Annotated in this window: 29 protein-coding genes and 1 tRNA gene; 17 read left to right on the top strand and 13 right to left on the bottom strand. The window is 32.5% G+C overall.

Annotated features, from left to right (window positions below):
- Nucleotides 1–20: 20 nt before the first annotated feature.
- From prmC to ACTF45_RS02990, 3 genes are all read right to left on the bottom strand, one after another.
- Entirely contained in the window at nucleotides 21–890 is an 870-nt protein-coding gene (prmC, locus tag ACTF45_RS03000) for a peptide chain release factor N(5)-glutamine methyltransferase (protein ID WP_438949319.1), read from the bottom strand.
- Nucleotides 891–902: 12 nt separating this feature from the next.
- Nucleotides 903–1,055, bottom strand: a complete 153-nt coding sequence (gene psbM, locus ACTF45_RS02995; RefSeq protein ID WP_011131954.1) for a photosystem II reaction center protein PsbM — start codon at nucleotides 1,053–1,055, stop codon at nucleotides 903–905.
- 102 nt (nucleotides 1,056–1,157) lie between these two features.
- Nucleotides 1,158–1,520: a 2Fe-2S iron-sulfur cluster-binding protein gene (locus tag ACTF45_RS02990; RefSeq protein WP_288346475.1), complete on the bottom strand. Its 363-nt coding sequence runs from the start codon at nucleotides 1,518–1,520 to the stop codon at nucleotides 1,158–1,160.
- Nucleotides 1,521–1,743: 223 nt separating this feature from the next.
- On the opposite strand from ACTF45_RS02990, the gene psbB reads away from it, so the two are divergent.
- The 7 genes from psbB to ACTF45_RS02955 all read left to right on the top strand — a co-directional run bounded on the left by psbB (nucleotide 1,744) and on the right by ACTF45_RS02955 (nucleotide 7,948).
- Complete coding sequence (psbB, locus tag ACTF45_RS02985) at nucleotides 1,744–3,267, top strand: photosystem II chlorophyll-binding protein CP47 (RefSeq protein WP_288346476.1); 1,524 nt, start codon at nucleotides 1,744–1,746, stop codon at nucleotides 3,265–3,267.
- Between the two features lie 23 nt (nucleotides 3,268–3,290).
- On the top strand, nucleotides 3,291–3,389 hold the full coding sequence (locus ACTF45_RS02980) for a photosystem II reaction center protein T (protein ID WP_011131951.1): 99 nt from the start codon (nucleotides 3,291–3,293) through the stop codon (nucleotides 3,387–3,389).
- 101 nt (nucleotides 3,390–3,490) lie between these two features.
- On the top strand, nucleotides 3,491–3,970 hold the full coding sequence (gene nrdR, locus ACTF45_RS02975; protein WP_288346477.1) for a transcriptional regulator NrdR: 480 nt from the start codon (nucleotides 3,491–3,493) through the stop codon (nucleotides 3,968–3,970).
- A gap of 107 nt (nucleotides 3,971–4,077) precedes the next feature.
- Entirely contained in the window at nucleotides 4,078–5,169 is a 1,092-nt protein-coding gene (locus ACTF45_RS02970; RefSeq protein ID WP_288346478.1) for a 30S ribosomal protein S1, read from the top strand.
- Nucleotides 5,170–5,303: 134 nt separating this feature from the next.
- Nucleotides 5,304–6,545 carry a methionine adenosyltransferase gene (gene metK / locus ACTF45_RS02965; protein ID WP_288346479.1) on the top strand — a complete coding sequence of 414 codons (1,242 nt, stop codon included), beginning with the start codon at nucleotides 5,304–5,306 and terminating at the stop codon, nucleotides 6,543–6,545.
- Nucleotides 6,546–6,551: 6 nt separating this feature from the next.
- Nucleotides 6,552–7,781, top strand: coding sequence for an FGGY-family carbohydrate kinase (locus ACTF45_RS02960; protein WP_288346480.1), 1,230 nt, complete (start codon nucleotides 6,552–6,554; stop codon nucleotides 7,779–7,781).
- Nucleotides 7,782–7,875: 94 nt separating this feature from the next.
- A tRNA-Phe gene (locus tag ACTF45_RS02955) sits at nucleotides 7,876–7,948 on the top strand.
- Nucleotides 7,949–8,005: 57 nt separating this feature from the next.
- Here the strand turns inward: ACTF45_RS02955 and ACTF45_RS02950 are convergent.
- Nucleotides 8,006–8,425, bottom strand: coding sequence for a hypothetical protein (locus ACTF45_RS02950; protein ID WP_438949318.1), 420 nt, complete (start codon nucleotides 8,423–8,425; stop codon nucleotides 8,006–8,008).
- 223 nt (nucleotides 8,426–8,648) lie between these two features.
- Between ACTF45_RS02950 and ACTF45_RS02945 the strand changes: the two genes are divergently transcribed.
- The 3 genes from ACTF45_RS02945 (at nucleotide 8,649) to ACTF45_RS02935 (ending at nucleotide 10,107) form a co-directional block, all read left to right on the top strand.
- Nucleotides 8,649–9,296 carry a TVP38/TMEM64 family protein gene (locus tag ACTF45_RS02945; protein WP_288346482.1) on the top strand — a complete coding sequence of 216 codons (648 nt, stop codon included), beginning with the start codon at nucleotides 8,649–8,651 and terminating at the stop codon, nucleotides 9,294–9,296.
- 105 nt (nucleotides 9,297–9,401) lie between these two features.
- Complete coding sequence (locus ACTF45_RS02940) at nucleotides 9,402–9,581, top strand: hypothetical protein (protein WP_011131944.1); 180 nt, start codon at nucleotides 9,402–9,404, stop codon at nucleotides 9,579–9,581.
- A complete protein-coding gene (locus ACTF45_RS02935; protein WP_288346483.1) occupies nucleotides 9,556–10,107 on the top strand; it encodes a phycobiliprotein lyase in 552 nt (183 codons plus the stop codon). Before ACTF45_RS02940 ends, ACTF45_RS02935 begins: the two co-directional genes overlap by 26 nt.
- Here ACTF45_RS02935 and ACTF45_RS02930 read toward each other — a convergent pair.
- Nucleotides 10,091–10,618 carry an R-phycoerythrin subunit beta gene (locus tag ACTF45_RS02930; protein WP_288346484.1) on the bottom strand — a complete coding sequence of 176 codons (528 nt, stop codon included), beginning with the start codon at nucleotides 10,616–10,618 and terminating at the stop codon, nucleotides 10,091–10,093. The genes ACTF45_RS02935 and ACTF45_RS02930 overlap by 17 nt on opposite strands.
- Before the next feature lie 180 nt (nucleotides 10,619–10,798).
- Here ACTF45_RS02930 and ACTF45_RS02925 point away from each other — a divergent pair, with 180 nt between their 5' ends.
- Genes ACTF45_RS02925 through ACTF45_RS02915 form a run of 3 tightly spaced genes read left to right on the top strand, consistent with a single transcriptional unit; the run spans nucleotide 10,799 to nucleotide 14,701 of the window.
- Nucleotides 10,799–10,999: a hypothetical protein gene (locus ACTF45_RS02925; RefSeq protein ID WP_288346485.1), complete on the top strand. Its 201-nt coding sequence runs from the start codon at nucleotides 10,799–10,801 to the stop codon at nucleotides 10,997–10,999.
- 38 nt (nucleotides 11,000–11,037) lie between these two features.
- Entirely contained in the window at nucleotides 11,038–13,446 is a 2,409-nt protein-coding gene (locus ACTF45_RS02920; protein WP_288346486.1) for a UvrD-helicase domain-containing protein, read from the top strand.
- Between the two features lie 7 nt (nucleotides 13,447–13,453).
- Nucleotides 13,454–14,701 (top strand): CCA tRNA nucleotidyltransferase, encoded by a 1,248-nt coding sequence (locus ACTF45_RS02915; RefSeq protein ID WP_438949317.1) that lies wholly within the window; start codon nucleotides 13,454–13,456, stop codon nucleotides 14,699–14,701.
- 3 nt (nucleotides 14,702–14,704) lie between these two features.
- Here ACTF45_RS02915 and selD read toward each other — a convergent pair whose 3' ends face one another.
- Nucleotides 14,705–16,873 carry a selenide, water dikinase SelD gene (gene selD / locus ACTF45_RS02910; protein WP_288346546.1) on the bottom strand — a complete coding sequence of 723 codons (2,169 nt, stop codon included), beginning with the start codon at nucleotides 16,871–16,873 and terminating at the stop codon, nucleotides 14,705–14,707.
- 9 nt (nucleotides 16,874–16,882) lie between these two features.
- On the opposite strand from selD, the gene mtnP reads away from it, so the two are divergent.
- Complete coding sequence (gene mtnP / locus ACTF45_RS02905) at nucleotides 16,883–17,776, top strand: S-methyl-5'-thioadenosine phosphorylase (RefSeq protein WP_288346488.1); 894 nt, start codon at nucleotides 16,883–16,885, stop codon at nucleotides 17,774–17,776.
- A gap of 36 nt (nucleotides 17,777–17,812) precedes the next feature.
- On the opposite strand, the gene ACTF45_RS02900 is transcribed toward mtnP, so the two are convergent.
- The 6 genes from ACTF45_RS02900 to ACTF45_RS02875 all read right to left on the bottom strand — a co-directional run bounded on the left by ACTF45_RS02900 (nucleotide 17,813) and on the right by ACTF45_RS02875 (nucleotide 20,126).
- Nucleotides 17,813–18,007: a photosystem II reaction center protein J gene (locus ACTF45_RS02900; RefSeq protein ID WP_011131937.1), complete on the bottom strand. Its 195-nt coding sequence runs from the start codon at nucleotides 18,005–18,007 to the stop codon at nucleotides 17,813–17,815.
- A 9-nt stretch (nucleotides 18,008–18,016) separates the two neighbouring features.
- Nucleotides 18,017–18,136, bottom strand: coding sequence for a photosystem II reaction center protein L (locus ACTF45_RS02895; protein WP_288346489.1), 120 nt, complete (start codon nucleotides 18,134–18,136; stop codon nucleotides 18,017–18,019).
- 11 nt (nucleotides 18,137–18,147) lie between these two features.
- Nucleotides 18,148–18,291: a cytochrome b559 subunit beta gene (gene psbF / locus ACTF45_RS02890; RefSeq protein ID WP_011131935.1), complete on the bottom strand. Its 144-nt coding sequence runs from the start codon at nucleotides 18,289–18,291 to the stop codon at nucleotides 18,148–18,150.
- Nucleotides 18,292–18,293: 2 nt separating this feature from the next.
- Nucleotides 18,294–18,542: a cytochrome b559 subunit alpha gene (psbE, locus tag ACTF45_RS02885; protein WP_011819648.1), complete on the bottom strand. Its 249-nt coding sequence runs from the start codon at nucleotides 18,540–18,542 to the stop codon at nucleotides 18,294–18,296.
- Nucleotides 18,543–18,674: 132 nt separating this feature from the next.
- The gene (locus tag ACTF45_RS02880) at nucleotides 18,675–19,688 is read right to left on the bottom strand and encodes a photosynthesis system II assembly factor Ycf48 (RefSeq protein ID WP_288346490.1); all 1,014 of its coding nucleotides are present in this window, start codon (nucleotides 19,686–19,688) and stop codon (nucleotides 18,675–18,677) included.
- Nucleotides 19,689–19,697: 9 nt separating this feature from the next.
- Nucleotides 19,698–20,126, bottom strand: coding sequence for a rubredoxin (locus ACTF45_RS02875; RefSeq protein WP_288346491.1), 429 nt, complete (start codon nucleotides 20,124–20,126; stop codon nucleotides 19,698–19,700).
- Nucleotides 20,127–20,199: 73 nt separating this feature from the next.
- Here ACTF45_RS02875 and ACTF45_RS02870 point away from each other — a divergent pair, with 73 nt between their 5' ends.
- The 3 genes from ACTF45_RS02870 to ACTF45_RS02860 are packed head-to-tail and all read left to right on the top strand — an operon-like array spanning nucleotide 20,200 to nucleotide 21,831.
- Nucleotides 20,200–20,562, top strand: a complete 363-nt coding sequence (locus tag ACTF45_RS02870) for an NAD(P)H-quinone oxidoreductase subunit 3 (protein WP_288346492.1) — start codon at nucleotides 20,200–20,202, stop codon at nucleotides 20,560–20,562.
- 4 nt (nucleotides 20,563–20,566) lie between these two features.
- Nucleotides 20,567–21,301 (top strand): NADH dehydrogenase subunit K, encoded by a 735-nt coding sequence (locus tag ACTF45_RS02865; RefSeq protein WP_438949316.1) that lies wholly within the window; start codon nucleotides 20,567–20,569, stop codon nucleotides 21,299–21,301.
- The gene (locus ACTF45_RS02860) at nucleotides 21,301–21,831 is read left to right on the top strand and encodes an NAD(P)H-quinone oxidoreductase subunit J (RefSeq protein ID WP_288346493.1); all 531 of its coding nucleotides are present in this window, start codon (nucleotides 21,301–21,303) and stop codon (nucleotides 21,829–21,831) included. Before ACTF45_RS02865 ends, ACTF45_RS02860 begins: the two co-directional genes overlap by 1 nt.
- Nucleotides 21,832–21,840: 9 nt before the next feature.
- On the opposite strand, the gene ACTF45_RS02855 is transcribed toward ACTF45_RS02860, so the two are convergent.
- Nucleotides 21,841–23,226 carry a gluconeogenesis factor YvcK family protein gene (locus tag ACTF45_RS02855; RefSeq protein ID WP_288346494.1) on the bottom strand — a complete coding sequence of 462 codons (1,386 nt, stop codon included), beginning with the start codon at nucleotides 23,224–23,226 and terminating at the stop codon, nucleotides 21,841–21,843.
- Nucleotides 23,227–23,253: the final 27 nt, after the last annotated feature.

Genomic DNA, 23,253 nt, shown 5'->3' with positions numbered 1-23,253 from the left:
TAAAATTATTAACTAATAATTTATTTATATCTTCCTATTGTAAATCTTCCAATCCCAGAAAAATCTTTTAAAACTTTTACAGAAGTAAATCTATTTTCAAGAAATAATTTTTTAACTTTCTCACCTTGATCAAAATGATTCTCAATCAATAACCACCCTTTATTTTTTAAATATAGGGGCGCATTTTGAACTATTTGATTGATATGATCTAGACCTTCTTTCCCTCCCAAAAGAGCAAGTTTAGGTTCAAAATTCTTTACCTCTATTGGTAAGACTTCATAAGTATCTTGCGGAATATATGGAGGATTAGCTACAGCGAAATCAATTTCACCTTTAAAATTTTCCAGAGGATCCCACCAATTCCCATTATAAAATTTTAAATTTGATTGATTAGAATTAGTTTTAAAATTTCTTGAAGCAATCTCAATAGCACTTTTATCTATATCAGTTGCAATCCCACTCCAGTTTGGATTCGCCAGTGCTAAAGCTATGCTAATAGCACCCGAACCAGTTCCTAGATCGACAAAAGTTATTTTTTCTTTCTTATTTTTGAATATGCCCGAAACGATATCAATAAAAAGTTCTGTTTCTGGTCGGGGGATAAGAATTTTATTTGAAACTTCTAATTTTAAATCTCTCCAAAAAGAAATTCCACTTAAATATTGTATGGGTATAGAAGTATTAAGGTGTTTATCCCATAAAGTCTCAATAAAATCTAAATCTAAATTTAAATTTAAAACTTTTTCTGATTTTATTTTAAGTAAATTTAATTCTATATTTGATAATCCACCTAATGAATCAATCAAAAGATTGAGAGAATGGTTATCTCCTCCTTTTGATATTTGTTTTTTTTTCCACAATGAAAATTTTTCAGCAGAAATAAGAAACATTAAGGGATTAATTTAGCGTTTTGGGCCAAGTTTACCCTTGCTAGAATCTGAATAAAAGCTTGATTTTTCTCCATCTTGGGTTGAAATAAATAGACCAATAAGGAAGATAGTTGGTATTCCTACAAATAAAAGACTTGCTACGAAACCAAAATTTGTTGTTTCCATTTAAAGATACAAATTTAATAATAATAAGACTATAGACATTCAAATAGGAATTAAGTGAAAAAAACCAAAAAGTCGACTAACTCATTAACAGTCTTAAACAATTTATCTAGGTAATTTTTTGCTTTCAGCAGATTCTTTCAAATCTTTCAAATTTGATGGAGGAGATTGAGGCTTTGTAAGTATTACCGCAGATGAATTGATGAGAGTTTGACAGGCAAGTCTCCAGTTATCAGGTCTATTATTGAGTTTTTCTTCCTCAACAACAGTTAGAGGACTTAGCGAGTTTTTCACTCCTCCTTCAACAGAAACAAAACAAGTACTGCATTGCCCAACACCACCGCAATTTCCAAGTATGCCCTTTAGTCCATAAAGTTGTAATTTCTCTCTAATTACTAACTCTCTCAAATTTTCTCCAGGTTTGCATTCGATATCTATTCCTTCACGGATGAATCTGATAATTGCCATTTTTTTTGTTATTTTTTTCTATTTTGGCGCTTTACTTTGAGAATTGTGACCAAAATATTAACATATTTTTGCTAAAAATTCCCTCAAACTAAAGTGATACAAGTTTATCTGACCAGTTTTACTAAGGAAATTAATTTATTTACAAAACTCTCTCAACGCCCAAAAAACCCTTACTATCATGATGTTTAGCTGTTTATTCAGCATTGTCACAAGAATTTAACCGATGGGATTGCCTTGGTATAGAGTTCACACAGTAGTTATCAACGACCCCGGTCGACTACTTGCTGTGCATCTCATGCATACTGCATTATTAGCCGGCTGGGCCGGTTCTATGGCTTTATATGAATTAGCCATTTTTGATCCTTCAGACGCTGTTCTCAATCCAATGTGGAGACAGGGAATGTATGTCATGCCATTCATGGCGAGATTAGGGATCACAAGTAGTTGGAACGGATGGGATATAACTGGTGCTACAGGGGTTGATCCAGGATTCTGGAGCTTCGAAGGTGTTGCAGCAGCTCACATTGTTTTTAGTGGACTTTTAATGCTTGCTTCAATCTGGCATTGGACATATTGGGATTTAGAGCTATGGGAAGATGAAAGAACTGGGGAACCTGCTCTTGATCTTCCAAGAATATTTGGGATTCATCTTCTTTTATCAGGTATTACTTGCTTTGGATTCGGAGCTTTTCATTGCGCAAATGTCGGCATTTGGATTTCAGATCCCTATGGTTTAACTGGTCATGTCGAACAGGTCGCACCATCTTGGGGAGCAGATGGATTTAATCCCTTTAATCCTGGTGGGATAGTTGCAAATCATATTGCAGCTGGCCTTTTAGGTATCATTGGTGGAATATTTCACATCACAAATAGACCTGGAGAAAGGCTTTATAGAGCCCTTAAGCTTGGAAGTTTGGAAGGAGTATTAGCTAGTGCTCTTGCCGCCGTTCTATTTGTATCTTTTGTTGTCGCAGGAACAATGTGGTACGGCTCTGCCACCACTCCTATTGAATTGTTTGGACCAACAAGATATCAATGGGACTCTGGTTACTTCAAAACTGAAATAAACAGGAGAGTTCAAACAGCTATTGATAATGGAGCAACCAAGGAAGAAGCATATGCTTCAATTCCAGAAAAGCTTGCATTCTATGATTATGTAGGGAACAGCCCTGCGAAAGGAGGATTGTTTAGGGTTGGTGCTCTTGTAAATGGAGATGGTTTACCAACAGGTTGGCAAGGGCATATTGCGTTTACAGATAAAGAGGGCAATGATTTAGAAGTAAGAAGAATTCCAAACTTCTTTGAAAACTTCCCAGTTATTTTGGAAGATAAGGAAGGGAATGTTAGAGCTGATATCCCATTTAGAAGAGCTGAAGCAAAGTATTCATTTGAACAAACTGGCATCACAGCGACTATTTATGGAGGTGATCTTAATGGTCAAACATTCACAGATCCTGCTGTAGTTAAAAGATTAGCTAGGAAAGCACAACTTGGTGAAGCATTCAAGTTTGATAGAGAAACTTATAAATCTGATGGTGTATTCCGAAGTTCCCCAAGAGCTTGGTTTACTTATGCACATTTATGTTTCGGCTTATTATTCTTATTTGGTCATTGGTGGCATGCTTCAAGAACACTTTACAAAGACTCCTTTGCTGGTATTGACTCTGAAATAGGTGATCAAGTTGAATTTGGTCTCTTTAAGAAACTTGGAGACGAAACCACTAGACGAATCCCAGGAAGGGTTTAATTTAAACTTTATTATTTTTTCTCATGGAAGCTTTTGCTTACGTTCTTATCTTAACTCTCGCAGTTGTTACTCTATTTTTTGCAGTCGCTTTTAGAGATCCTCCTAAATTTGACAGAAAATAAAGTAAAAAAACCCTCTTATAAATAGAGGGTTTTTTTTTGCCACTTTTCATAATCGTGATATTAATCTACTATTAGAGTTGAAGATAGTATTAATTCACTATATGCAGTGTCCCACCTGTCAAAATACAGATAGCAGAGTTTTAGAATCAAGATCTGCTGATACAGGGAAAAGTGTCAGAAGAAGAAGAGAGTGTTTAAATTGCAGCTTTAGATTTACCACATATGAAAGAGTTGAAACAATGCCAATTTCTGTTCTTAAAAAAGATGGGAGCAGAGAATTATTTAATAAAGATAAATTAGTTACTGGAATATCTAGAGCATGCGAAAAAACAACATTTTCGAGAGAATCGATTATTAATTTTGTTGACTCAATTGAATCGCAAATCGTACAAGACTCAAATAAAGATATTAAATCTTCTCAAATTGGAGAATTAATTCTTAAAGGCTTAAGGAAAGAAAACGAAGTTGCATATATAAGATATGCATCAGTCTATAGGAAATTTAATGGGGTAAAAGACTTTGTCTCCACTCTAGAGTCCCTAAAAGGTAATTCAAAAAATGAATTAGCTTCAATTTTATAAATTTAGCCTTCTAAAGTGTAGAATATAACTTACAAATAATTTGCTCTTTAGTTTGCAGGCTAAAAGCGTTCCTTTCTAACCATCTTAGGTGGTCTGCGTTTTAACAAATGATCAAAAATCCTTCCCAAATCGTAAAAGAAATTTCAGACGAAAAAGAAATTGAAAATACAACCCTAGAAGAAAATACTTCAGAGACTCCAAAAGAGGAAGATTTATCATTTGACCATAAAGATATTCCCTCTGCAGATTCTTCTTCAAGCAGACGAAATAATGATTTGGATACAGCAGGATTTACTCAAGAAGAGTTTGCATCATTATTAGGAAAGTATGATTATAATTTTAAACCAGGTGATCTTGTAAAAGGTACAGTTTTTGCTTTAGAGCCTAAAGGAGCAATGATAGATATAGGAGCTAAAACTGCAGCTTTTATGCCTATGCAAGAAGTTTCTATAAATAGAGTTGAAGGACTTAGTGATGTTTTACAACCTTCAGAAAGTAGAGAATTTTTTATAATGAGTGAGGAAAATGAAGATGGGCAATTAGCTTTATCTATTAGAAGGATAGAATATCAAAGAGCATGGGAAAGAGTAAGACAATTACAAAAAGAAGATGCCACTATATATTCCGAGGTTTTTGCCACAAACAGGGGTGGGGCTTTAGTCAGAGTTGAAGGACTGAGAGGCTTTATCCCTGGATCTCATATTAGTGCTAGAAAAATAAAAGAAGATTTGGAAGGAGAATATTTACCTTTAAAATTTCTTGAGGTGGATGAAGAAAGAAACAGATTAGTTTTAAGTCATAGAAGAGCTTTAGTTGAGAAAAAAATGAATAGACTTGAAGTCGGAGAAGTTGTTGTTGGTTCTGTAAAGGGAATAAAACCTTATGGGGCTTTTATTGATATAGGCGGTGTGAGTGGTCTTCTACATATTTCTGAAATTAGTCATGAACATATTGAAACACCTCATAATGTTTTAAATGTTAATGATCAGATGAAAGTTATGATAATAGACTTAGATTCCGAGAGAGGTAGAATCTCTTTATCAACCAAAGCTCTAGAACCAGAACCGGGCGATATGCTAACTGACCCACAAAAAGTTTTTAATAAAGCTGAAGAAATGGCTGCAAAATATAAGCAAATGTTACTTGAGCAAACTGATGAGAATGAGGAGCAAACAGTAGAGATTGCAGAAAGCGTATAAACTCTTATTTTTAATTTATTAAAAACTAATAAATAAATTTTAAATTATAAAAATTATTGTAATTTCAAGTTAATAACTATTGATTAATATTTACGATTTAATTTAGGATTAGTTTATTCCTAAATTAATAATAAATGAGTGATTTTATTTTTACTTCTGAATCTGTAACGGAAGGTCATCCAGACAAGATATGTGATCAAATCAGTGACGCTGTTTTAGATGCTTTATTGAGTGAAGACCCAGAAAGTAGAGTGGCCTGCGAAACAGTAGTCAACACAGGCCTTTGCTTACTTACAGGTGAAATAACTTCTAGAGCAAAGCTTGATTATATAAAACTTGTCAGAAAAGTAATTAAAGAAATTGGATATGAAGGTTCAAAAGCTGGAGGTTTTGACTCAAATAGCTGCGCCGTTTTAGTTGCTCTTGACGAGCAATCACCTGATATTTCCCAAGGAGTAAATGAAGCAGATGATATTAATGAGGACTTGGAAAATAATACTGGGGCTGGTGATCAGGGGATAATGTTTGGCTATGCATGTGATGAAACACCTGAATTAATGCCATTACCAATTAGCTTGGCTCACAGATTAGCAATACAACTTGCAAAAGTAAGACATGAAAAAGTTCTTGATTATCTTCTACCTGATGGAAAAACTCAAGTAAGTATTGATTACAAAAAAGGGATCCCAGTTTCAATAAATACCATTTTAATTTCTACTCAACATACGGCTGAGATTGATGGAATTACAAATGAAGAAGAAATTCGTAAAAAGATAAAAGAAGATTTATGGATCAATGTTGTATTGCCAGCGACAGAAGATTTAGAAATTAAACCATCAAGTCAAAAAACCAGATTCCTGGTAAACCCCACAGGTAAATTTGTAGTAGGGGGACCTCAAGGAGATGCGGGACTTACTGGTAGAAAAATTATTGTAGATACTTATGGAGGATATGCAAGGCATGGAGGGGGGGCATTCTCTGGTAAAGATCCTACTAAAGTTGACAGGTCTGCTGCATATGCTGCACGTTATGTCGCTAAAAGTATTGTTAAAGCAAAATTAGCAAAAAAAGCAGAAGTACAATTAAGTTATGCCATTGGAGTTGCCAAACCAATTTCAATTCTTGTTGAAACATTTGGTACTAGTGTTATTTCTCAAGATAATTTGAAAGAACTAATTAAAAACAACTTTGATTTAAGGCCTGCAGCAATAATTAAAGAGTTTGATTTAAGAAATCTTCCCAAAAAAATGGGTGGGGAATTTTTCAGAAAAACTGCATCTTATGGACACTTTGGTAGAAATGATCTAAATCTTCCTTGGGAACGTGTTGAAGAAAAATCAGCCCAATTAGTAGAGGCCTCAAAAATACTTTTGTAATTATTTATGCCAGATGATTTTTTTGGGGGCTTAGATTTTGGGACTAGTGGCGCAAGAATATCCATAATTAATTATAAAAAGGAATTAAAATATACGAATTCAGTTCCATATCAATATGGCTTTAAAAATCCCAACTCTTGGATTAATTCTTGTGAAAAACTTCTAGATAATTTACCTCTAGATATTAAAAAAAATATTGTTAATTTAGCAATCTCCGGTACTTCTGGAACTTTAACGGCTTGTACTTTAAGAGGGGATCCAATAGGGGAAGCTATACCTTACGACCAAGCATGCAATGAAAACAAAATACTCATTGAATCCATAACGGGTGGAGAAGATCATTTACAAACCCCATACAGTAGTTTGGCTAAAGCATTAAAACTAATAGATAAATTTGGGGAAAATATTATTTTAAGACATCAATCTGATTTGATAACTGGCTGGTTTTTGAAAGATTGGAAATATGGAGAAGAAGGTAATAATATTAAACTTGGTTGGAGTCTAATAAAAGAATCTTGGCCAAAAAGCTATCTCAAAACTTCATGGCAAAAATGCTTACCTTTAATAATTAAAAGTGGGAAAATATTGGGTCAAATCGATACTGACTTAGCCGAAAGATTCCACTTAAATAAGAAAATATTATTAGTCTCGGGTACAACTGATTCAAATGCAGCTTTTTTAGCTGCAGGATTGGGAGATGAAGAAGGTCTAACAGTTTTAGGAACCACAATCGTAGTTAAAAAAATTAATAAGACCCCGATCAAAGAAAAGGGAATTACAACCCATCGAGTAAGTGATAACTGGATATGTGGAGGGGCATCAAACGCTGGCTGTGGAATTTTATCTCAATTTTTTTCTGATTTAGAAATAAAAGAACTTAGCAGACAAATAAATCCCTCAAAAAAAACTTCCCTAAATCTTTTGCCACTTAATAGTAGGGGTGAAAGATTTCCTGTTAATAATCCTTTTTTGGAGCCAATTCTTAGCCCTAGGCCAGTAAGCGACTCACTTTTTTTACATGGATTGTTCGAGGGGTTAGCAAGAATTGAATTAAAAGGTTGGGAAAAACTATATGAGCTGACAGGATCACTTCCAAAAAGAATTGTTACTACTGGTGGAGGCTCAAAAAATCCTCAATGGAGAGCAATAAGAGAACGGATTATTAATATCCCAATAATTTCATGTAAAAAAACGACTTCATTTGGGACTGCTTTATTAGCAATTAATGCAAAATAATGCATTTCCTTCATTAAATCTTTAGTCAAGATATGAAAATTTAATAAATGGGTTTCACAAACTACACATCTTAATTTAAAGTATATAAGTTAGAGCCGGGATAGCTCAGTTGGTAGAGCAGGCGACTGAAAATCGCCGTGTCCCCAGTTCAAATCTGGGTCCTGGCACCTTTATAAACCTGTCTTTGACGGGTTATTTTTATGAATATTTAAAAATTTAAATTTTTAGTTATCAACTCTACATACTTGGCCAATCACACCCAAGATTAATTGGTCTCCATTTGGATCTTGCCAATCAGCAAGCTTATTTAAACGACTATTTTTCTCATCTGTATAGACATTAACATCTCTAAAAGATTTCTCAAAACAGTTTATGTCCATTGTATATAAGATATCTTGTGTTATTTCACTTTTAGTTTTTGGGATAAATTTGCTCAATACTCTAACAGAACCATCTTCATTCCTTTTTATACTCTTTCTATCCCATAATTGTTCACCGTATTCACTAATTGGGACTCCAACCCATTCATGAGATAAAGCATATGATTGTTTTATTAAAATGCAAAAAGAGAAAATTATATAAACAACCAAAGAAAAAATATTGACAACAATTATTGATGAAAATTTATTATTGGCTTGAATCATAAAATAATCGAATATGAGAAATCAATAAATTGAATTTTAAAATTAACAACTATATCTTAATAATTTTCAATTTTGATTCAGAATTTACAAATGAAGTTTGCTTAAAATCTATATTGAAAAAATAAGAATAAAAACTTTGTAAAAAATATTATTGATTAGTGCTTTTATTATAGAATCAAATATTAATTAAAAAAGTTAGCTCTTAAAGAATTTTCTGAAAATAATGAATAAAATTCAAAAATTCCTCTCAGTAGTTTTTTTTATAGCAATATTTATTGTATTAATTTATTTCATACAAAACTATGGCATCGAACCTCTAAGGAACAAGGTAGAGAGTATGGGAATATGGGCACCTTTTGGAATATTTGTTCTTAGAGGAGTAAGTATAATTTTACCTGCTCTACCAAGTTCGGCCTATTCACTTTTGGCTGGCTCCTTATTAGGATTCCAAAAGGGTTATTTAACAATTGTCTTTTCTGATATCGTTTTTTGCCAAGCAGCTTTCTTTATAGCAAGATATTTTGGTCGTGGCCCTGTACGTGGTTTAGTAGGCTCAAAAGCAATGAAAAGAATTGAAAGTTTTAATCAAAACCAATTAGAAGAAAATTTCTTCCTAATGACAGGTCTTCTTATGACCGGACTTTTTGATTTTCTCAGCTATGCAATCGGCATTGGAGGAACTCGGTGGAAAATATTCACCCCAGCTTTACTAATAAGTCTTCTAATCAGTGATTCAATTCTTGTTGCTGTTGGAGCTGGGGTCAGTCAGGGAGCAGGTTTATTCCTAGGAATAGCTCTCTTAGGCATGTTTGCTTTAGCAACTATTTCAGGTTTAGCAAAAAGAAAAATCCCAAAACAAGGCAAAAATTAAAAATCCTTAAACCAAGCCATAAAAGATATAACATTTTCGCAAACAACAACATTAAAATGAATATTCATGTAAGAATATAAATCTGTTGATTTTAAAAATTTTTAGATGACTCCATTTAGACCTACATCATACGATCGTCCTGGAGAACAAATATCAACAACACCTTCCGGATTAAAAGTGACTTCTGCAAAAAGACTAATGGTAGATTCTATGGTAAGGATGATTCAAAAAGCTACCAATCATTCAGTAGAAGATAAACTTGACGAAGAATCTAATAACAATTAATCAATTTATTCAAAAAAGTTTAGGAGAGTGGAAATCCATAAGAAGCACTCACTCTTTAGCTTTTCAGGAAGTTGAAAATTCAACTAGCAAAATAGAAATAAAAGAGTTAGAAAGCAATAATAAAAAGGTTTTAGGACTTTTAGAAAAATATAATTACACCTCTAAACCTTCTTTTATTGCATTATCAATAAGTTGGAAGGCAATAAGTGATTGGGAGATTGATCAAAAAATTGAACAAGATAAAACTATATTATTATTTTTACCAAAGGATAAAAATAAGGGGATTGTTCTACGTAATAAGGGATATACTGAATCCGTGATTTCATCATCAGAATATTTGATTGATGAAAATGAGAACTTAAATATTAAAACTATTTACAGTTCAACAGCTTCTGAAGAGAGAATTTGTTTTTTATCAGATCATATTAGATCCAGATATTCAGTAATTAGAAATAATGAAAACAATACCGTAATACAAACCTCACACACATCAGAGATAAGAAATATGTCTATCTTAAAAGATTGATTATTCTTTCAAATTGAAACTCTGTATTAGAAATTAAATCAGGAAGAAATTCTTTTTCTCCTTTCATAGAATTTACTGTAGAATTTAAATCAGAAATCGTTGCATCTCTCATCAACTCAAAAACTCGGATAGCATTTTTCAGAGGTACACCAAGGGCCAAATAAGTATTTTTAAGATCCTTTAAACAGTTTTTAGATAAAACTGATTCGTCATCAGAAATCAAAAGGTATGAAACAATCCTTAAAATTATTTCTCCATCTCTTAGACAAATAGACATCTTATTGGTGGTATCTAAAGATATTTTTGTATTAACTGAATCTTGATTTTCACAAATCATTGCAGTTACAGCATCAGCGGCAATTGCGTGAGAATTATTAGTTATTGAATTTATTGCATCTAATCTTGAGTTTGCAGTATTAATAAATTCTTTTATGTCTTCAATATTTTTATTACTTATATTTTCTAAACCTCTATCATTTGATAAAATTTGATTGCTCTTTGAAACTGTCATTCTTAAATTTAAAAACTTGAAATTTCTACTTATTTATAATAGACCAGAGCAAATTAAAATAATTAACACTTAAAATAAACGAAATGGTTCTTAATCAAAAACTACCTTTCGAAGTGATATTCCAAATACTGTAAATAAAAAAAATTTTTCGCTAAGATAGAATTATTATTTTTTAAAACTTTGGATAAACAAGAATTAAAATTATCAAAAAAACTTGTTACTTCTTATAAAAAAAGATTAGAAAAAGAAATTCTTAAGAGAAGTGTTAAATTAAAAATGCCTCAGAATAAGTTCGAAGAAATTATCAATAATAATAATGAACTAATAAACCTAAAAAAAGCATTACAACAATTAGAGACTAACCCTCAATCTTCAAATTAAAGTAAGGTAAAAATTTTTAATAATACAACCTATAAAAAGTGCATCAAACTAACAACTTCCTTTTTAAATCCTTAAATAATGCACAACTAAAAGCTGTAAATCATATCAATGGGCCACTGCTAGTTGTAGCAGGTGCAGGTAGTGGAAAAACCAAGGCTCTTACTCATAGAATTGCTAATTTAATTGAGAATAACTCTGTAGATCCATATAACATTCTCGCAGTAACTTTTACAAATAAAGCTGCTAAAGAAATGAAAGCAAGACTTCAAGTACTACTTGCGCAAGAAATAGCTTTAAATCAATTTGGGCAGCCTTGGTCAACCCTCAAGGAATTTGATCAGAATCAATTAAGAACAAATATTGATCAAGAGAGACTGAGGGACCTATGGATCGGAACTTTTCATGCATTATTTTCAAGACTTTTAAGATACGATATAGAAAAATATCAAGATCCTGAAGGCCTAACCTGGACACGGCAATTTTCTATTTATGACGAGACAGATTCTCAGACCCTAGTAAAAGAAATTGTTGGTCAAGATATGAGTCTTGATCCAAAAAGATTTGATCCTAAGAAAATTAAGAGGGCTATTAGTAACGCAAAAAATCAATGTTTTACAGCTAACGACCTTGACGAAAAAGCTGATAATCATTTTGATAAAATAATTGCAGATGCTTACAGAAGATATAGGATATCTCTCTCAAAAAATAATGCTTTAGACTTTGATGATCTTCTACTACTTCCTGTGTTTTTATTAAGGCAAAATGATTTAGTTAGGGATTACTGGCATAAAAGATTCCAGCATGTATTAGTTGATGAATATCAAGATACAAATAGGACACAATATGAACTGATTAAATTAATTACGGCTGGGAATACTGAACCAAACAAATTTTGCGAATGGAATGATAGATCAATTTTTGTTGTCGGAGATGCGGATCAAAGTATTTATAGTTTTAGGGCAGCAGATTTCAGAATATTAATTGGATTTCAAGAAGACTTTAAAAATTCATCTAATAATGATCAGAAAGCCTCTCTAGTTAAATTAGAAGAAAACTATAGATCTTCATCAAATATTCTTACCGCTGCAAACTCTTTGATTGAAAATAATACTGAAAGAATTGATAAAGTTTTAAGGTCTACAAGGGAGGAAGGAGAACTTTTAAAGTTGCTTAGCTGCGATGATGAGATATCTGAAGCTGAGGCAATAACAACAAAATTAAGGTCTCTAAATAATTACAATAAGCAACCAATCTGGAAAAATTTTGCAATCCTCTATAGAACTAGGGCTCAGTCTAGAGTATTAGAAGAATCTCTTGTAAGGTGGAGAATTCCATATACAATCTTTGGCGGATTACGATTTTATGACAGAAGAGAAGTAAAAGATGCTGTCGCTTATTTAAAAGTCTTAGTAAATTCTTCAGATAATATAAGCCTTTTAAGAATAATAAATGTCCCAAGAAGGGGAATAGGAAAAACAACTATTCAAAAGCTTAATGAGCTATCAAATAAGTTGAACATTCCTTTATGGGAGGTCATAAATGACAAACAAAGCTTAGATGAGACTATAGGCAGATCATCAAAAGGCATTAATAAATTCACAGAGCTTATGAATGACCTTCTTTGCTATATAGAGAACTCGGGGCCTTCTCAAATTCTTCAATTAATTCTAGAAAAAAGCGGTTACTTAAGTGATTTATTAACAAGTGGTTCAGAGGAATCTGAAGATAGAAGAAATAATCTTCAGGAATTAATAAATGCTGCTACTCAATTTGAAGAAGAGACCGAGAACCCAGATGTAGAGGGATTCTTGTCAACAGCAGCTTTAACAACAGACAATGATACAAAAAAAAATCATCCTAACTCTGTCACTTTAATGACTCTCCATAACAGTAAAGGATTAGAATTTCAAAATGTATTTATAACTGGACTAGAACAAGGTTTATTTCCAAGCCACAGGTCAATTGATACTCCTTCTCTTCTAGAAGAAGAAAGAAGATTATGCTATGTAGGCATAACAAGAGCTAAAGAGAGAGTTTTCTTATCACATGCAAGAGAGAGAAGATTGTGGGGAGGCATGCGAGAAGCAACAATTCCTTCAATATTTCTCTCAGAAATACCAGAGGAACTAATTGACGGGGAATTACCTCAATCAGGTGGTGCTTCTATCAGAAGGGATCGTCATCTTGACCGTTTAACAAGAGTGGATAGAAAAGATTCAAATGAATTTATTAATAGACCTATAAATGCAGTAAGAAAACTATATTCAGGACCCAGTAAAGGAAAAAGTTGGTTGGTTGGAGATAAAGTAATTCACTCTAAATTTGGCAAAGGTGAAATTATACATATTTTTGGCAGTGGCGAAAAAATATCCTTAGCAGTAAAGTTTGGTGATAAAGGGAGCAAAATTTTAGACCCAAGATTAGCTCCAATAAGAGCAATAAACTGAAATTTGCATGAATGATATTTCTGCTTATATAAATTCAGCAATATTAAAAATTCCTTTTAATTTATTTAATATAATTTCTCAGTATATTGAATTGAATAGTAGCGTTAAAGTTGCAATTGTGGGTGGCTATATAAGAGATTTATTAATCACTAAAATTCATAAAAAGAATTTTTTCAATCCACTTGATATTGATATAGTTACAGAAGGATCTTCTGTTGATTTAGCAAAATTCATAAAAAAAAATATCTCAAATGTTGAACTTTGTTTGATAAAAGAATTTGAAATATACGACACTGTAGAACTAAATATTAATGATTTAAAAATTGATATAGCTTCTGCAAGAACAGAGAAGTATGAGGCTCCAGGATTAAATCCAATCGTAAAACATGCAAATATTAAAGAGGATTTAAAAAGGAGAGATTTTAGTATAAATGCAATAGCTTTTGAATTCTCAAAGCAAGAAATTTATGATTTCTTTGATGGTATAAAACATATACAAGAAAAAGAATTGCATTTGCTGCATGAAAATAGTATTCAAGATGACCCTAGTAGATTAATAAGGTGCGCAAGATATGCTTCAAGATTAGATTTTAAAATTTCAAATAAATCACTTCAACAATCGCAAAAAGTTATCCAAAGATGGCCCTGGGTTATGATGAAGGATGATGTTAAATCTAAATTTCCGCCTGGAATAAGTATAAGAATCAGGATGGAATTGGCAGAAATATACAAATACGATAATCTCGCAAAAATAGTTTCTTTATTAAATGATTGGGAAATTATTTCTATTCTAAATAAAAATATTAGTATAAATAAAAAATTTTTAAGAGGTTTAAAGTGGATTAAAAAACTTAAAGGTAATTATATTCTCTACCTATTAAAAAATTCAGAAAATTTAGAGCTTACTTGTCAAAGATTTTTTATTAATAGCAAGGAAAAGAAGATTCTCAAAGATTACTTAAATATCACAAATCAATTAGATAATGAAAAAGAAAAATTTCTCTATTTAACTCCCTCGCAATGGACTGAATTTATTGAAACAAAAAATCTAGATGAAGAGACAGTGAAATTATTAATTTGCAATGAGGGTTTATTTTGGAAATCTTTTTTTAAATGGCTATTTGTTTATAAATTTATTAAGTCAAAAAAAAGTGGGGAATTTTTAAAAAGTGAAGGATGGCAACCGGGTAAAGAAATGGGGGATGAAATTAAAAGGTTGAGATATATAGAGATCGATAAGACCAAAAAGAAATAACTATCAATTTATTACTTCTCCAACCTTATACCATTCATCCTTTAAAAATTTTTCATACTTAGGAGCACAACATATCAAAAGCGGTCCACAAGTTTGTGGATCTAATAATAATGATATTATTTCTTTAAAGCTGTCACTATTAACTTTATTTTTTTTTGAAAATGCGATAATTCTATCATTACTTTTTTCTGCAATAATTTGATCAAATATTTCTTTATTCGATTCGAATAGAGAACTTTTGATTCCTTTGTGTATTAAATCAAATACTCCTGGATAAGCTTTAAATGCAAATAAATCTAATAAAACCCTAATAGGTTTAAGCTTATTATCTTTCCTTAATAAATTAGATGAATCGATCATCTCTTTAAGGTGACCTATAAATCCATAGCCAGTTACATCAGTAGCTGCATTTATAAATGTTTCTCCAAACTTATCTTGAAGCAAATAAATTTTATCAATTAATGGTTGCTGACTTGTAACTAAATTTCTCATTATCTCCTCTGAACTATCTTTCAAATTGATATTTTGCATTTGAGCAGCAAAAAAAACTCCCACTCCTAGAGGTCTTGACATTAGTATAATATCTCCTTTTTTCATACCGGATTTTAACCATGGTTTTGCTCCATTTTTCAAAACTCCCTGAACAGTTAAAGAAATATCTATTCCTAAAGAATAAGGTTGATCAACTAAACTTCTTGACTCAAAAGTATGCCCTCCAATTAACTTACCCCCTTGTTCTTCAACTGTTGTTTTTATCCCTTTTAGACAATGAGAAAAAAGGTAGCTTTGAAAATCTTTTCCTACTTTTGGAAGAGATATTAAGGCCTGTACAGATGAAAGTTTTACTCCGCAAGCCCATAAATCTGAACAAGCATGCAACACAGTAATTTTTGCATTTAGCCAAGGATCGCTTATCAACGCTGGAAATCCATCAACACTTTGAAGAATAATATCTTGATTATTTTTATAAATTTCAACAGAATCCTCAGGAGAAGTTGCAAAATTTTCAAGTTGAGCACTTCTTAAGGATTTATTTAAAGTGCTTTGAGGAATTTTAGCGGCACACCCTCTACATTCTTCCATCCCACCTTCGTTGACTTTTTGACTCATATTCGAATCTAAAATACGAAATTTCTTTATGAAACCTTCATCAATTTTATTTTTAAGGTACCAAATCAGAAAAGAAGGCCCAATAACAACATCCCTATAAAAAGCAAAAGCTTTCGGAAGCTTTCTAGGATAAGAATTTACTATTTGCAATCCAAATTTTTGAGGAGACCAATTTTTTAATGATTCACCTTTTATTTCCTTCTGAATATTAGTTGCCAATATATTTAACACTTTTACTGCGAATATTCCAGAAGAAGGTCTTTTAGAGGTTTTTATGACTGCGCAATCACCAGTTGCAAAAGTTCCGAAAAAATTTTTCAACCTTAATTTCTGATCTGTAAAAAATCGTCCTTTTGAATCCAATTCTGAATTATATTTTTGTACCCAATATGGTGATGAATTTCCTGTACATAAGAGAATCTTTCCATATTCAACAGGAAGTTTACCAACTACTTCTATATTCGATTTGTAAAAAGTTTTTAAGATTTTATCGTTTACTTTATTTGATTTGCATAGAATTTTTAAAGATCTTTTTTTCCATCTTTTTCTCAAGGCAAAAACAACTTCAATTGCTGCGAGTCCACTTCCTACAATTACAAAAGATTGTTCAGTTTCAGAATCATGCTTATCTTCGTTTTCAATTAACTGATAAGCCTTAAAAAAAGGTTTAATTGGGAAAGCAATTTGATTATTGACTAAATCTTCAAATTCTCCTGAAATTTTGGTTTGACTTCCATAATTAAGCACTAATTTTGAGTAACAAATTGATGGTCTATTTTTTAAAAAAATTTTTTTTAACTGAAAATCAATATTAATTACCTCTCCTTTTATGAAAGCTACTCTTGACTTTTTAGCTAAAGATCTAATATTGATTAAGCTTTCATCTAAAGAAATTGATTTAGAAATAACAGAAGGGAACATAGCTGAATAAACTAAATGAGTATCTCTGGATATAATTGATATAGGGATTTCTGGTATTAATTTCGGATACATCAACCATTTTCTCATCAAAAGAACATTTGTATGTCCGCCTCCAATTAGTACTAGATGATTAATAGTCATTTCATTACAATGAATAAACAGCATTTATTACCCATTAAAGAATCAAAATTAGGAGTAATTGGTGGGAGTGGTTTCTATTCAATTGACAAAATAGAATGTCATGAAGAAATCGAGGTCAATACACCTTATGGTAAACCTTCTGATTCAATTAGGCTCTTTAAAACTGGTAATTTAGAAATAGCTTTTATAGCGAGGCACGGTAGAACACATAAAATGAATCCGACAGAAATACCATACAAAGCTAACATTTGGGCTCTCCGATCAATTGGTGTGAGGTGGATAATCGCTCCATCAGCAGTTGGCTCACTTCAAGAACAAATCAGGCCTCTTGATATTGTTATTCCAGATCAATTTATTGATCGAACTCATAAAAGACCAGCAACATTTTTTAATGAAGGAGCAGTAGCTCATGTAACTATGGGGGATCCTTTCTGTATGAACTTGTCAGGAATTTTATGCAATGTTAGCGAAGAAAATATCCCGGGAGGAAGACAATTACATAGAGGAGGAACATATCTAGCAATGGAGGGGCCCGCCTTCTCTACTAGAGCCGAATCTAATTTATATAGAAGTTGGGGTTGTTCAATTATAGGTATGACTAATCACACTGAAGCAAGATTAGCTAAAGAAGCTGAGATAGCTTATTCTTCTCTTTCTATGGTTACTGATTATGATTGCTGGCATCAAACTCATCAGGAGGTATCAGTAGAGATGGTTTTGGAAAATCTCAGAGCAAATACTGAAGTTGCTAACAAAATTGTCTTTGAAATCGCTAAAGTTATCGATAAAAAGAGACCTCAAAGCAAATCCCATAGTTCTTTAAAGGATGGTTTAATAACTCAAAAAGAAAATATCCCTAATTTTACAAAAGAAAAACTAAAGATATTTACAGATTCTTATTAAAACTAGATACTAAATAGTTAAAAAGGAATAAAAGGTTTAACCTGCACCTACTCCTTGGTATGAACCGTAGAAAAATATACCTAAGACGAAAATAACAGCTATTCCTCCCGCCGTAGCAACTAGCCAAAGGGGAAGGGTTCCTTCTGTCCATCTTCTTTCCCATGCCACAGCTGGTCTACCATCAGGTAATCTATCGGGAATTCTGCCATCAGGGCCTTTTAATTTACTCATAATTTTAATTTAGTTGAAAAAGTAACTGGAAAATAAAATTCCTAAAACAAATACTGCTAATAAGCCTAAATAAAGGCTTGTACGATTAAGTTCTACTGGAACTTTATTCGGATTTTCGTTTACTTGCATAATTAATAAATTTATCTTAAAAATTGCATAGCTGCTATAGCACCTAAGAAGAAGACTGAGGGAATCGCAAGAGCATGAACTGCTAGCCAACGAATGGTAAAGATCGGATAAACGCGGACTTCAACAGCCTGCATTGGAGCTTGAGAATTTGACATAATTATTTTGTTCTTAAATCCAATTGAGATTTAGCGTCATATCTTTGCGTTACAACAGGTGCTTTTGATTCAGAAGCCTGGAAATAACTATCCGGACGTGGAGTCCCAAAAGCATCATAGGCTAAACCTGTATATACAAATAGGAAGCCCGCTATAAAAATAGCTGGAAGTGTTACTGCATGAATAATCCAGTATCTGATACTGGTGATTATTTCAAAGAATGGGCGTTCACCCGTTGAACCTGCGGCCATAATCACAATTATTTACCCTTTGATCTTACAAGGAAAAATCCTAAGTTTGTGAAGAAATTTACAGCTTGGTTACAGACAGTTGTTAAATTACAAGAAAATTAAGGATTTTTTTATTTTTTAATTAGCTTGAACTTAACCGTTCCACCTCAGGATGTAACCCCTTTCTCCAAGAATAAAACCTTTTTTATCATCTAATTCATCTTTTTCCAAGAATTGAATCTTGATAAAGTTAGTTGGCAAACTTGAAGCAACAGGATCAGAATCCCATGTTTTACCATCATCTTTACTAACTATCAAAGTCCCATTACCACCTCCGGCCCAGATATTTCCTTCAGGGTCCCAACCCATATCTAAATAGTTATAGCCATTTAGAATTGGAACTATTGGTTTAGTCCAACTTTCCAAATCATTACTATCGTCATTAAATCTTATCTCAGCACCTCGAGATAACATCCATAAATTTCCGTCTGGATTAAATCCTATACCTTGTACTCTCTTACTACTCGCTCTTTGATGAGCTATCCAAGTATCACTTCCACTTTCGAGAGTAGAGAAAAAATTACCAAGACTACTTACACTTACATAATCTCCATTAGATGTTCTTCTTAAATCTCTAATCCCTCCCTGCTCGGAAGGGTCTGATACCTTAGCCTCCCATGTTTCACCACTATTTGAAGTTGTATAAATAGCAGCTGAGGTTGTTGCCAATTCAGCAACCCCATCATCAACAGTTGAGACTAAAAAAGGCTGGCCAGGGAGCTTACCTAGTGATAACCTTGTCCAATTCTTACCTTCATCAGTCGTATGCATAACTAAAGAGGGTTGTCCTATCAACCAACCTTCAGAACCCCTAAAATCTATATCAAGTAAACGAAAATTCTCCTCTGCAGCAATATCTAACGATCTTTTTTCCCATGATTTTCCTCCATCATTAGATTCCATAATTAGCCTATTTGATCCAACTAAAAATCCATGATTATTGTCTATGAAATCTATATCTAATGCATTTGACTGATCTTCAAATTGAATTGTTTCCCAGGGACTACTCTCGCTCATTTTTACACCTGTTGAAGAACAACTACTTAAAACAAAGCAAAGTGTAAAAGTTAGAAGAAGGTTTGGAATACTAGTTAAAAATTTTTTCATGGATATATTTTAGTGCAAAGAGTACAAAGAAAGGAAACATGCAGCTGCAAATGCTAAACCACCAAATATTAAAATATTTTTCTGACCAGGTGGCAAACTATTGAATCCAAAGCCATAAGTTAAATTCTCTTCAAAACCACTAGGTTTTTCTCTTGGTCCTATATCTTTATATAAATTTTTACCTGCTCTACATACTGGACAAGCAAAAGTATTTCCATCTATTGCCGAGAAAGGAGTATTTTTAGGTATGTTAAGTTTCTTGTTACCTTCTATAGGATCATAAATGTATCCACAACTTCTACATTCGAATCTATTTTGTTCTAAATTATTAATGAGTTCTTTATCTTTAAATTCTAGAAGTTTTTCAGAAGATTCTTTATTTGTTAAATCCTCAACTATTTGGTTTTCCTCAGAAGATGGTTGAATGTTTTCACTCACGATTTAGTATCTAACTTTAGAGACTCTAAAAGATTTTGCTAAATTAAGCGAATTTTCCAACAATTTTTTTTAAATGTTTTCATTACCAGGCTACGAATATTTTTTAGGTTTTTTAATAATTGCTGCGGCAGTTCCAATTTTAGCCTTAGTTACTAACCTAATAGTTTCTCCCAAAGGAAGAACCGGCGAGAGAAAACTCACCTATGAATCAGGGATGGAGCCTATTGGGGGGGCTTGGATTCAATTCAATATTAGATATTACATGTTTGCATTAGTATTCGTTATATTTGATGTAGAAACAGTATTTCTTTATCCTTGGGCGGTTGCATTCAATAGACTAGGCTTACTAGCATTTATTGAGGCTCTAATATTTATTACGATATTAGTAGTTGCTCTTGCTTACGCTTGGAGAAAAGGAGCTTTAGAATGGAGTTAAAAAGTTGAACAATTCACTTTCACCAAAAGCAATAAGAGAACTTAGAGAAGAAACTTGTAATCCTCTGGGTGCCCCCCAAGTCACAACTGACTTGAGCGAAAATATTATAATGACAAGTTTAGATGATCTTCATAACTGGGCAAGATTAAGTAGTCTATGGCCACTTTTATACGGAACTGCATGCTGTTTTATAGAATTTGCAGCACTCATAGGGTCTAGGTTTGATTTTGATAGATTTGGCTTAGTACCTAGAAGCTCCCCAAGACAAGCAGACTTACTAATTGTTGCTGGAACAGTCACAATGAAAATGGCACCAGCATTAGTAAGATTATATGAACAAATGCCAGAACCAAAATACGTCATTGCCATGGGAGCTTGTACCATAACTGGTGGAATGTTTAGTGCAGATTCAACAACAGCAGTAAGAGGAGTTGATAAATTAATCCCAGTTGATTTATACCTTCCAGGATGCCCCCCTAGACCAGAAGCTATTTTTGATGCCGTTATAAAATTAAGAAAAAAAGTTGCTAATGAGAGTATTCTTGAGAGGAGTAAAGCTGAGCAAACTCATAGATATTTAACTATAGATCATGAGATGAATCTTGTTTTTTCAGAAAATACTGGTGAATATTTAAATAAAAAATCTGAAAAGTCAATTGAATCTTCTAAACTTAATCAGATAGAAGAAAGTAGTGAAAATATATATGAAACAAATTCTATAGATGAAGAAATAAAATAATGGAAAATAATAGTTCACCTGAATCTTCAGAAAAAATTGTAAAACAAAATGGGATAGTAAGTAATCAGCTTTCTGAAGATGGAATTACCAACGAATCTTTAGGGAATGATCATATAGGTGTTGAGATACTTTCAGTCAAACCAGAAAAATTGTACGAAGCAATATCTACTTTAAGAGGGTATGGCTTTAACTACCTTCAGTGTCAAGGAGGTTACGATGAAGGGCCAGGAAAATGTCTCGTAAGTTTTTATCATCTAATCTCACTTGGAGATATTCAAGATATAAAAGAGATTAAAGAAATTAGAGTAAAAGTTTTTTTAAATAGAGACTCAGATTTATCTGTACCTAGCCTTTATAAAATTTTTAAGGGAAGTGATTGGCAAGAAAGGGAAACCTATGACATGTTTGGAATCAATTTTGCTGATCACCCAAATCCCACAAGACTTTTAATGCCAGAAGACTGGAGAGGATGGCCATTAAGAAAAGATTATATACAACCTGACTTCTATGAATTACAAGATGCTTATTAGACAAATTTATTAATTTAATTTCTTCATTTTTTTATTAATAAACATTACTGCCCTTGCAAGTCTTCGGGGGTCATGTCTAAGTGTTGGTGTTATCTTTCTTGAATAAAGGGGAGCTTGCAAGACATAATATCCATCTGAAATTAATTCTTCTTTATTACAAATCACTGGCATGGCACCTCTACTTTGGTAGTAATCAACAAGCGGTGACTTTTCAAATTTAATTTGAGAAAGTATTGCATTAAATATTCGATTTTTTACACCAAAATTTGATAATTGCTTTTCTATTGCTTTGATATGTTGATATACGTCAAGATTATCCGTTTCCCCTGGTTGAGTCATCAAATTACTTATGTAAATTTTGGGAGCATTACTTTTCAGAAGAGCATCTACAATTTCAGGGACCAGTAAATTAGGTAGCAAAGAAGTATAAAGACTTCCTGGACCAAGTATTATTAGGTCTGCTTCTTTAATAGCTTCAAGAGCGCTAGGAAGAGCTGATGGATTTTCGGGCAGATAACCAATCCTGGAAATCACCTTTTTTGATTGACTTATTTTACTTTCACCAAATATTTTCTCACCGTCTTCAAGTTCTGCCCAAAGCATTACATCTGTATTCGTTGCTGGCAATACTTGCCCTTGTACTGCCAACACTTTACTGGAAGCCTGAACCGCCTTTTCTAAACTCCCCGTAATTGTTGTTAAAGCAGATAAGAATAAATTGCCAAAACTATGTCCCTCTAATCCACTACCTCCAGAAAATCTGTATTGAAACAATCTTGTTAATATTGGTTCTTCATTTGATAAGGCTGCCAAACAATTTCTGATATCTCCTGGAGGTTGAACTCCTAATTGTTTTCTTAAAACTCCACTACTACCTCCATCATCTGAAACTGTAACTATTGCAGTTATATTACTGCTGTAGTTTTTTAGGCCTTTCAATAATGTTGACAAGCCTGTTCCTCCTCCAATAGCAACAATATTCGGGCCTCTATTTAATTTACTTTTAACTCTTAGTGCATCTACTAAAAATGTATTTTTTTCTGGAACAAGAGCTTTTTGTATAGAATTAATACTTCTATTTTGCCCAATACCAATCAAGAGAAGGCCAAACAAAAGGATTAATGGTCCCAAAACTGAAATAGGCAAAATTTTTGTTACCACGTTCATTATCGAGAAAAAGACTTCTATTAACCAATAAAGAGGTCTTAAATTAGTCCAGATTGCAATCCCTAATAAAGAAGTTAATAATCCAATAGCAGAAGTTATCATCCATCTTTTGATTACTAACCCTGGCAATAACCAACTTAGAATTCTTATAATTTTATTTATCAAACCTAAATTTGATTTTTTAAAATAAGATAAAGTTCTCTTTATTCTTTTTTTCTTCTTCTGCATCAAAATCCTCTTAAATTTCTTAAGATT

Source organism: Prochlorococcus sp. (genome assembly GCF_965655815.1).
In the GTDB taxonomy this organism is placed as follows: domain Bacteria; phylum Cyanobacteriota; class Cyanobacteriia; order PCC-6307; family Cyanobiaceae; genus Prochlorococcus_A; species Prochlorococcus_A pastoris.
Note: the sequence above shows the minus strand (reverse complement) of the source record. Positions and strands in the feature narration are given on the sequence as shown.

Excerpts from the sequence above, each read along its gene's own strand:
- ACTF45_RS02915 (WP_438949317.1), top strand. The coding sequence starts at position 13,454 with ATGAATGATATTTCTGCTTATATAAATTCAGCAATATTAAAAATTCCT.
- selD (WP_288346546.1), bottom strand. The coding sequence starts at position 16,873 with ATGACTATTAATCATCTAGTACTAATTGGAGGCGGACATACAAATGTT.
- ACTF45_RS02960 (WP_288346480.1), top strand. The coding sequence starts at position 6,552 with ATGCCAGATGATTTTTTTGGGGGCTTAGATTTTGGGACTAGTGGCGCA.
- ACTF45_RS02980 (WP_011131951.1), top strand. The coding sequence starts at position 3,291 with ATGGAAGCTTTTGCTTACGTTCTTATCTTAACTCTCGCAGTTGTTACT.
- prmC (WP_438949319.1), bottom strand. The coding sequence starts at position 890 with ATGTTTCTTATTTCTGCTGAAAAATTTTCATTGTGGAAAAAAAAACAA.
- ACTF45_RS02880 (WP_288346490.1), bottom strand. The coding sequence starts at position 19,688 with ATGAAAAAATTTTTAACTAGTATTCCAAACCTTCTTCTAACTTTTACA.
- ACTF45_RS02870 (WP_288346492.1), top strand. The coding sequence starts at position 20,200 with ATGTTTTCATTACCAGGCTACGAATATTTTTTAGGTTTTTTAATAATT.
- ACTF45_RS02930 (WP_288346484.1), bottom strand. The coding sequence starts at position 10,618 with ATGACAGTTTCAAAGAGCAATCAAATTTTATCAAATGATAGAGGTTTA.
- mtnP (WP_288346488.1), top strand. The coding sequence starts at position 16,883 with ATGAATAAACAGCATTTATTACCCATTAAAGAATCAAAATTAGGAGTA.
- ACTF45_RS02860 (WP_288346493.1), top strand. The coding sequence starts at position 21,301 with ATGGAAAATAATAGTTCACCTGAATCTTCAGAAAAAATTGTAAAACAA.
- ACTF45_RS02895 (WP_288346489.1), bottom strand. The coding sequence starts at position 18,136 with ATGCAAGTAAACGAAAATCCGAATAAAGTTCCAGTAGAACTTAATCGT.
- ACTF45_RS02950 (WP_438949318.1), bottom strand. The coding sequence starts at position 8,425 with ATGATTCAAGCCAATAATAAATTTTCATCAATAATTGTTGTCAATATT.
- ACTF45_RS02940 (WP_011131944.1), top strand. The coding sequence starts at position 9,402 with ATGACTCCATTTAGACCTACATCATACGATCGTCCTGGAGAACAAATA.
- ACTF45_RS02945 (WP_288346482.1), top strand. The coding sequence starts at position 8,649 with ATGAATAAAATTCAAAAATTCCTCTCAGTAGTTTTTTTTATAGCAATA.
- psbF (WP_011131935.1), bottom strand. The coding sequence starts at position 18,291 with ATGTCAAATTCTCAAGCTCCAATGCAGGCTGTTGAAGTCCGCGTTTAT.
- psbM (WP_011131954.1), bottom strand. The coding sequence starts at position 1,055 with ATGGAAACAACAAATTTTGGTTTCGTAGCAAGTCTTTTATTTGTAGGA.
- ACTF45_RS02990 (WP_288346475.1), bottom strand. The coding sequence starts at position 1,520 with ATGGCAATTATCAGATTCATCCGTGAAGGAATAGATATCGAATGCAAA.
- psbE (WP_011819648.1), bottom strand. The coding sequence starts at position 18,542 with ATGGCCGCAGGTTCAACGGGTGAACGCCCATTCTTTGAAATAATCACC.
- ACTF45_RS02970 (WP_288346478.1), top strand. The coding sequence starts at position 4,078 with ATGATCAAAAATCCTTCCCAAATCGTAAAAGAAATTTCAGACGAAAAA.
- ACTF45_RS02900 (WP_011131937.1), bottom strand. The coding sequence starts at position 18,007 with ATGAGTAAATTAAAAGGCCCTGATGGCAGAATTCCCGATAGATTACCT.
- ACTF45_RS02855 (WP_288346494.1), bottom strand. The coding sequence starts at position 23,226 with ATGCAGAAGAAGAAAAAAAGAATAAAGAGAACTTTATCTTATTTTAAA.
- psbB (WP_288346476.1), top strand. The coding sequence starts at position 1,744 with ATGGGATTGCCTTGGTATAGAGTTCACACAGTAGTTATCAACGACCCC.
- metK (WP_288346479.1), top strand. The coding sequence starts at position 5,304 with ATGAGTGATTTTATTTTTACTTCTGAATCTGTAACGGAAGGTCATCCA.
- nrdR (WP_288346477.1), top strand. The coding sequence starts at position 3,491 with ATGCAGTGTCCCACCTGTCAAAATACAGATAGCAGAGTTTTAGAATCA.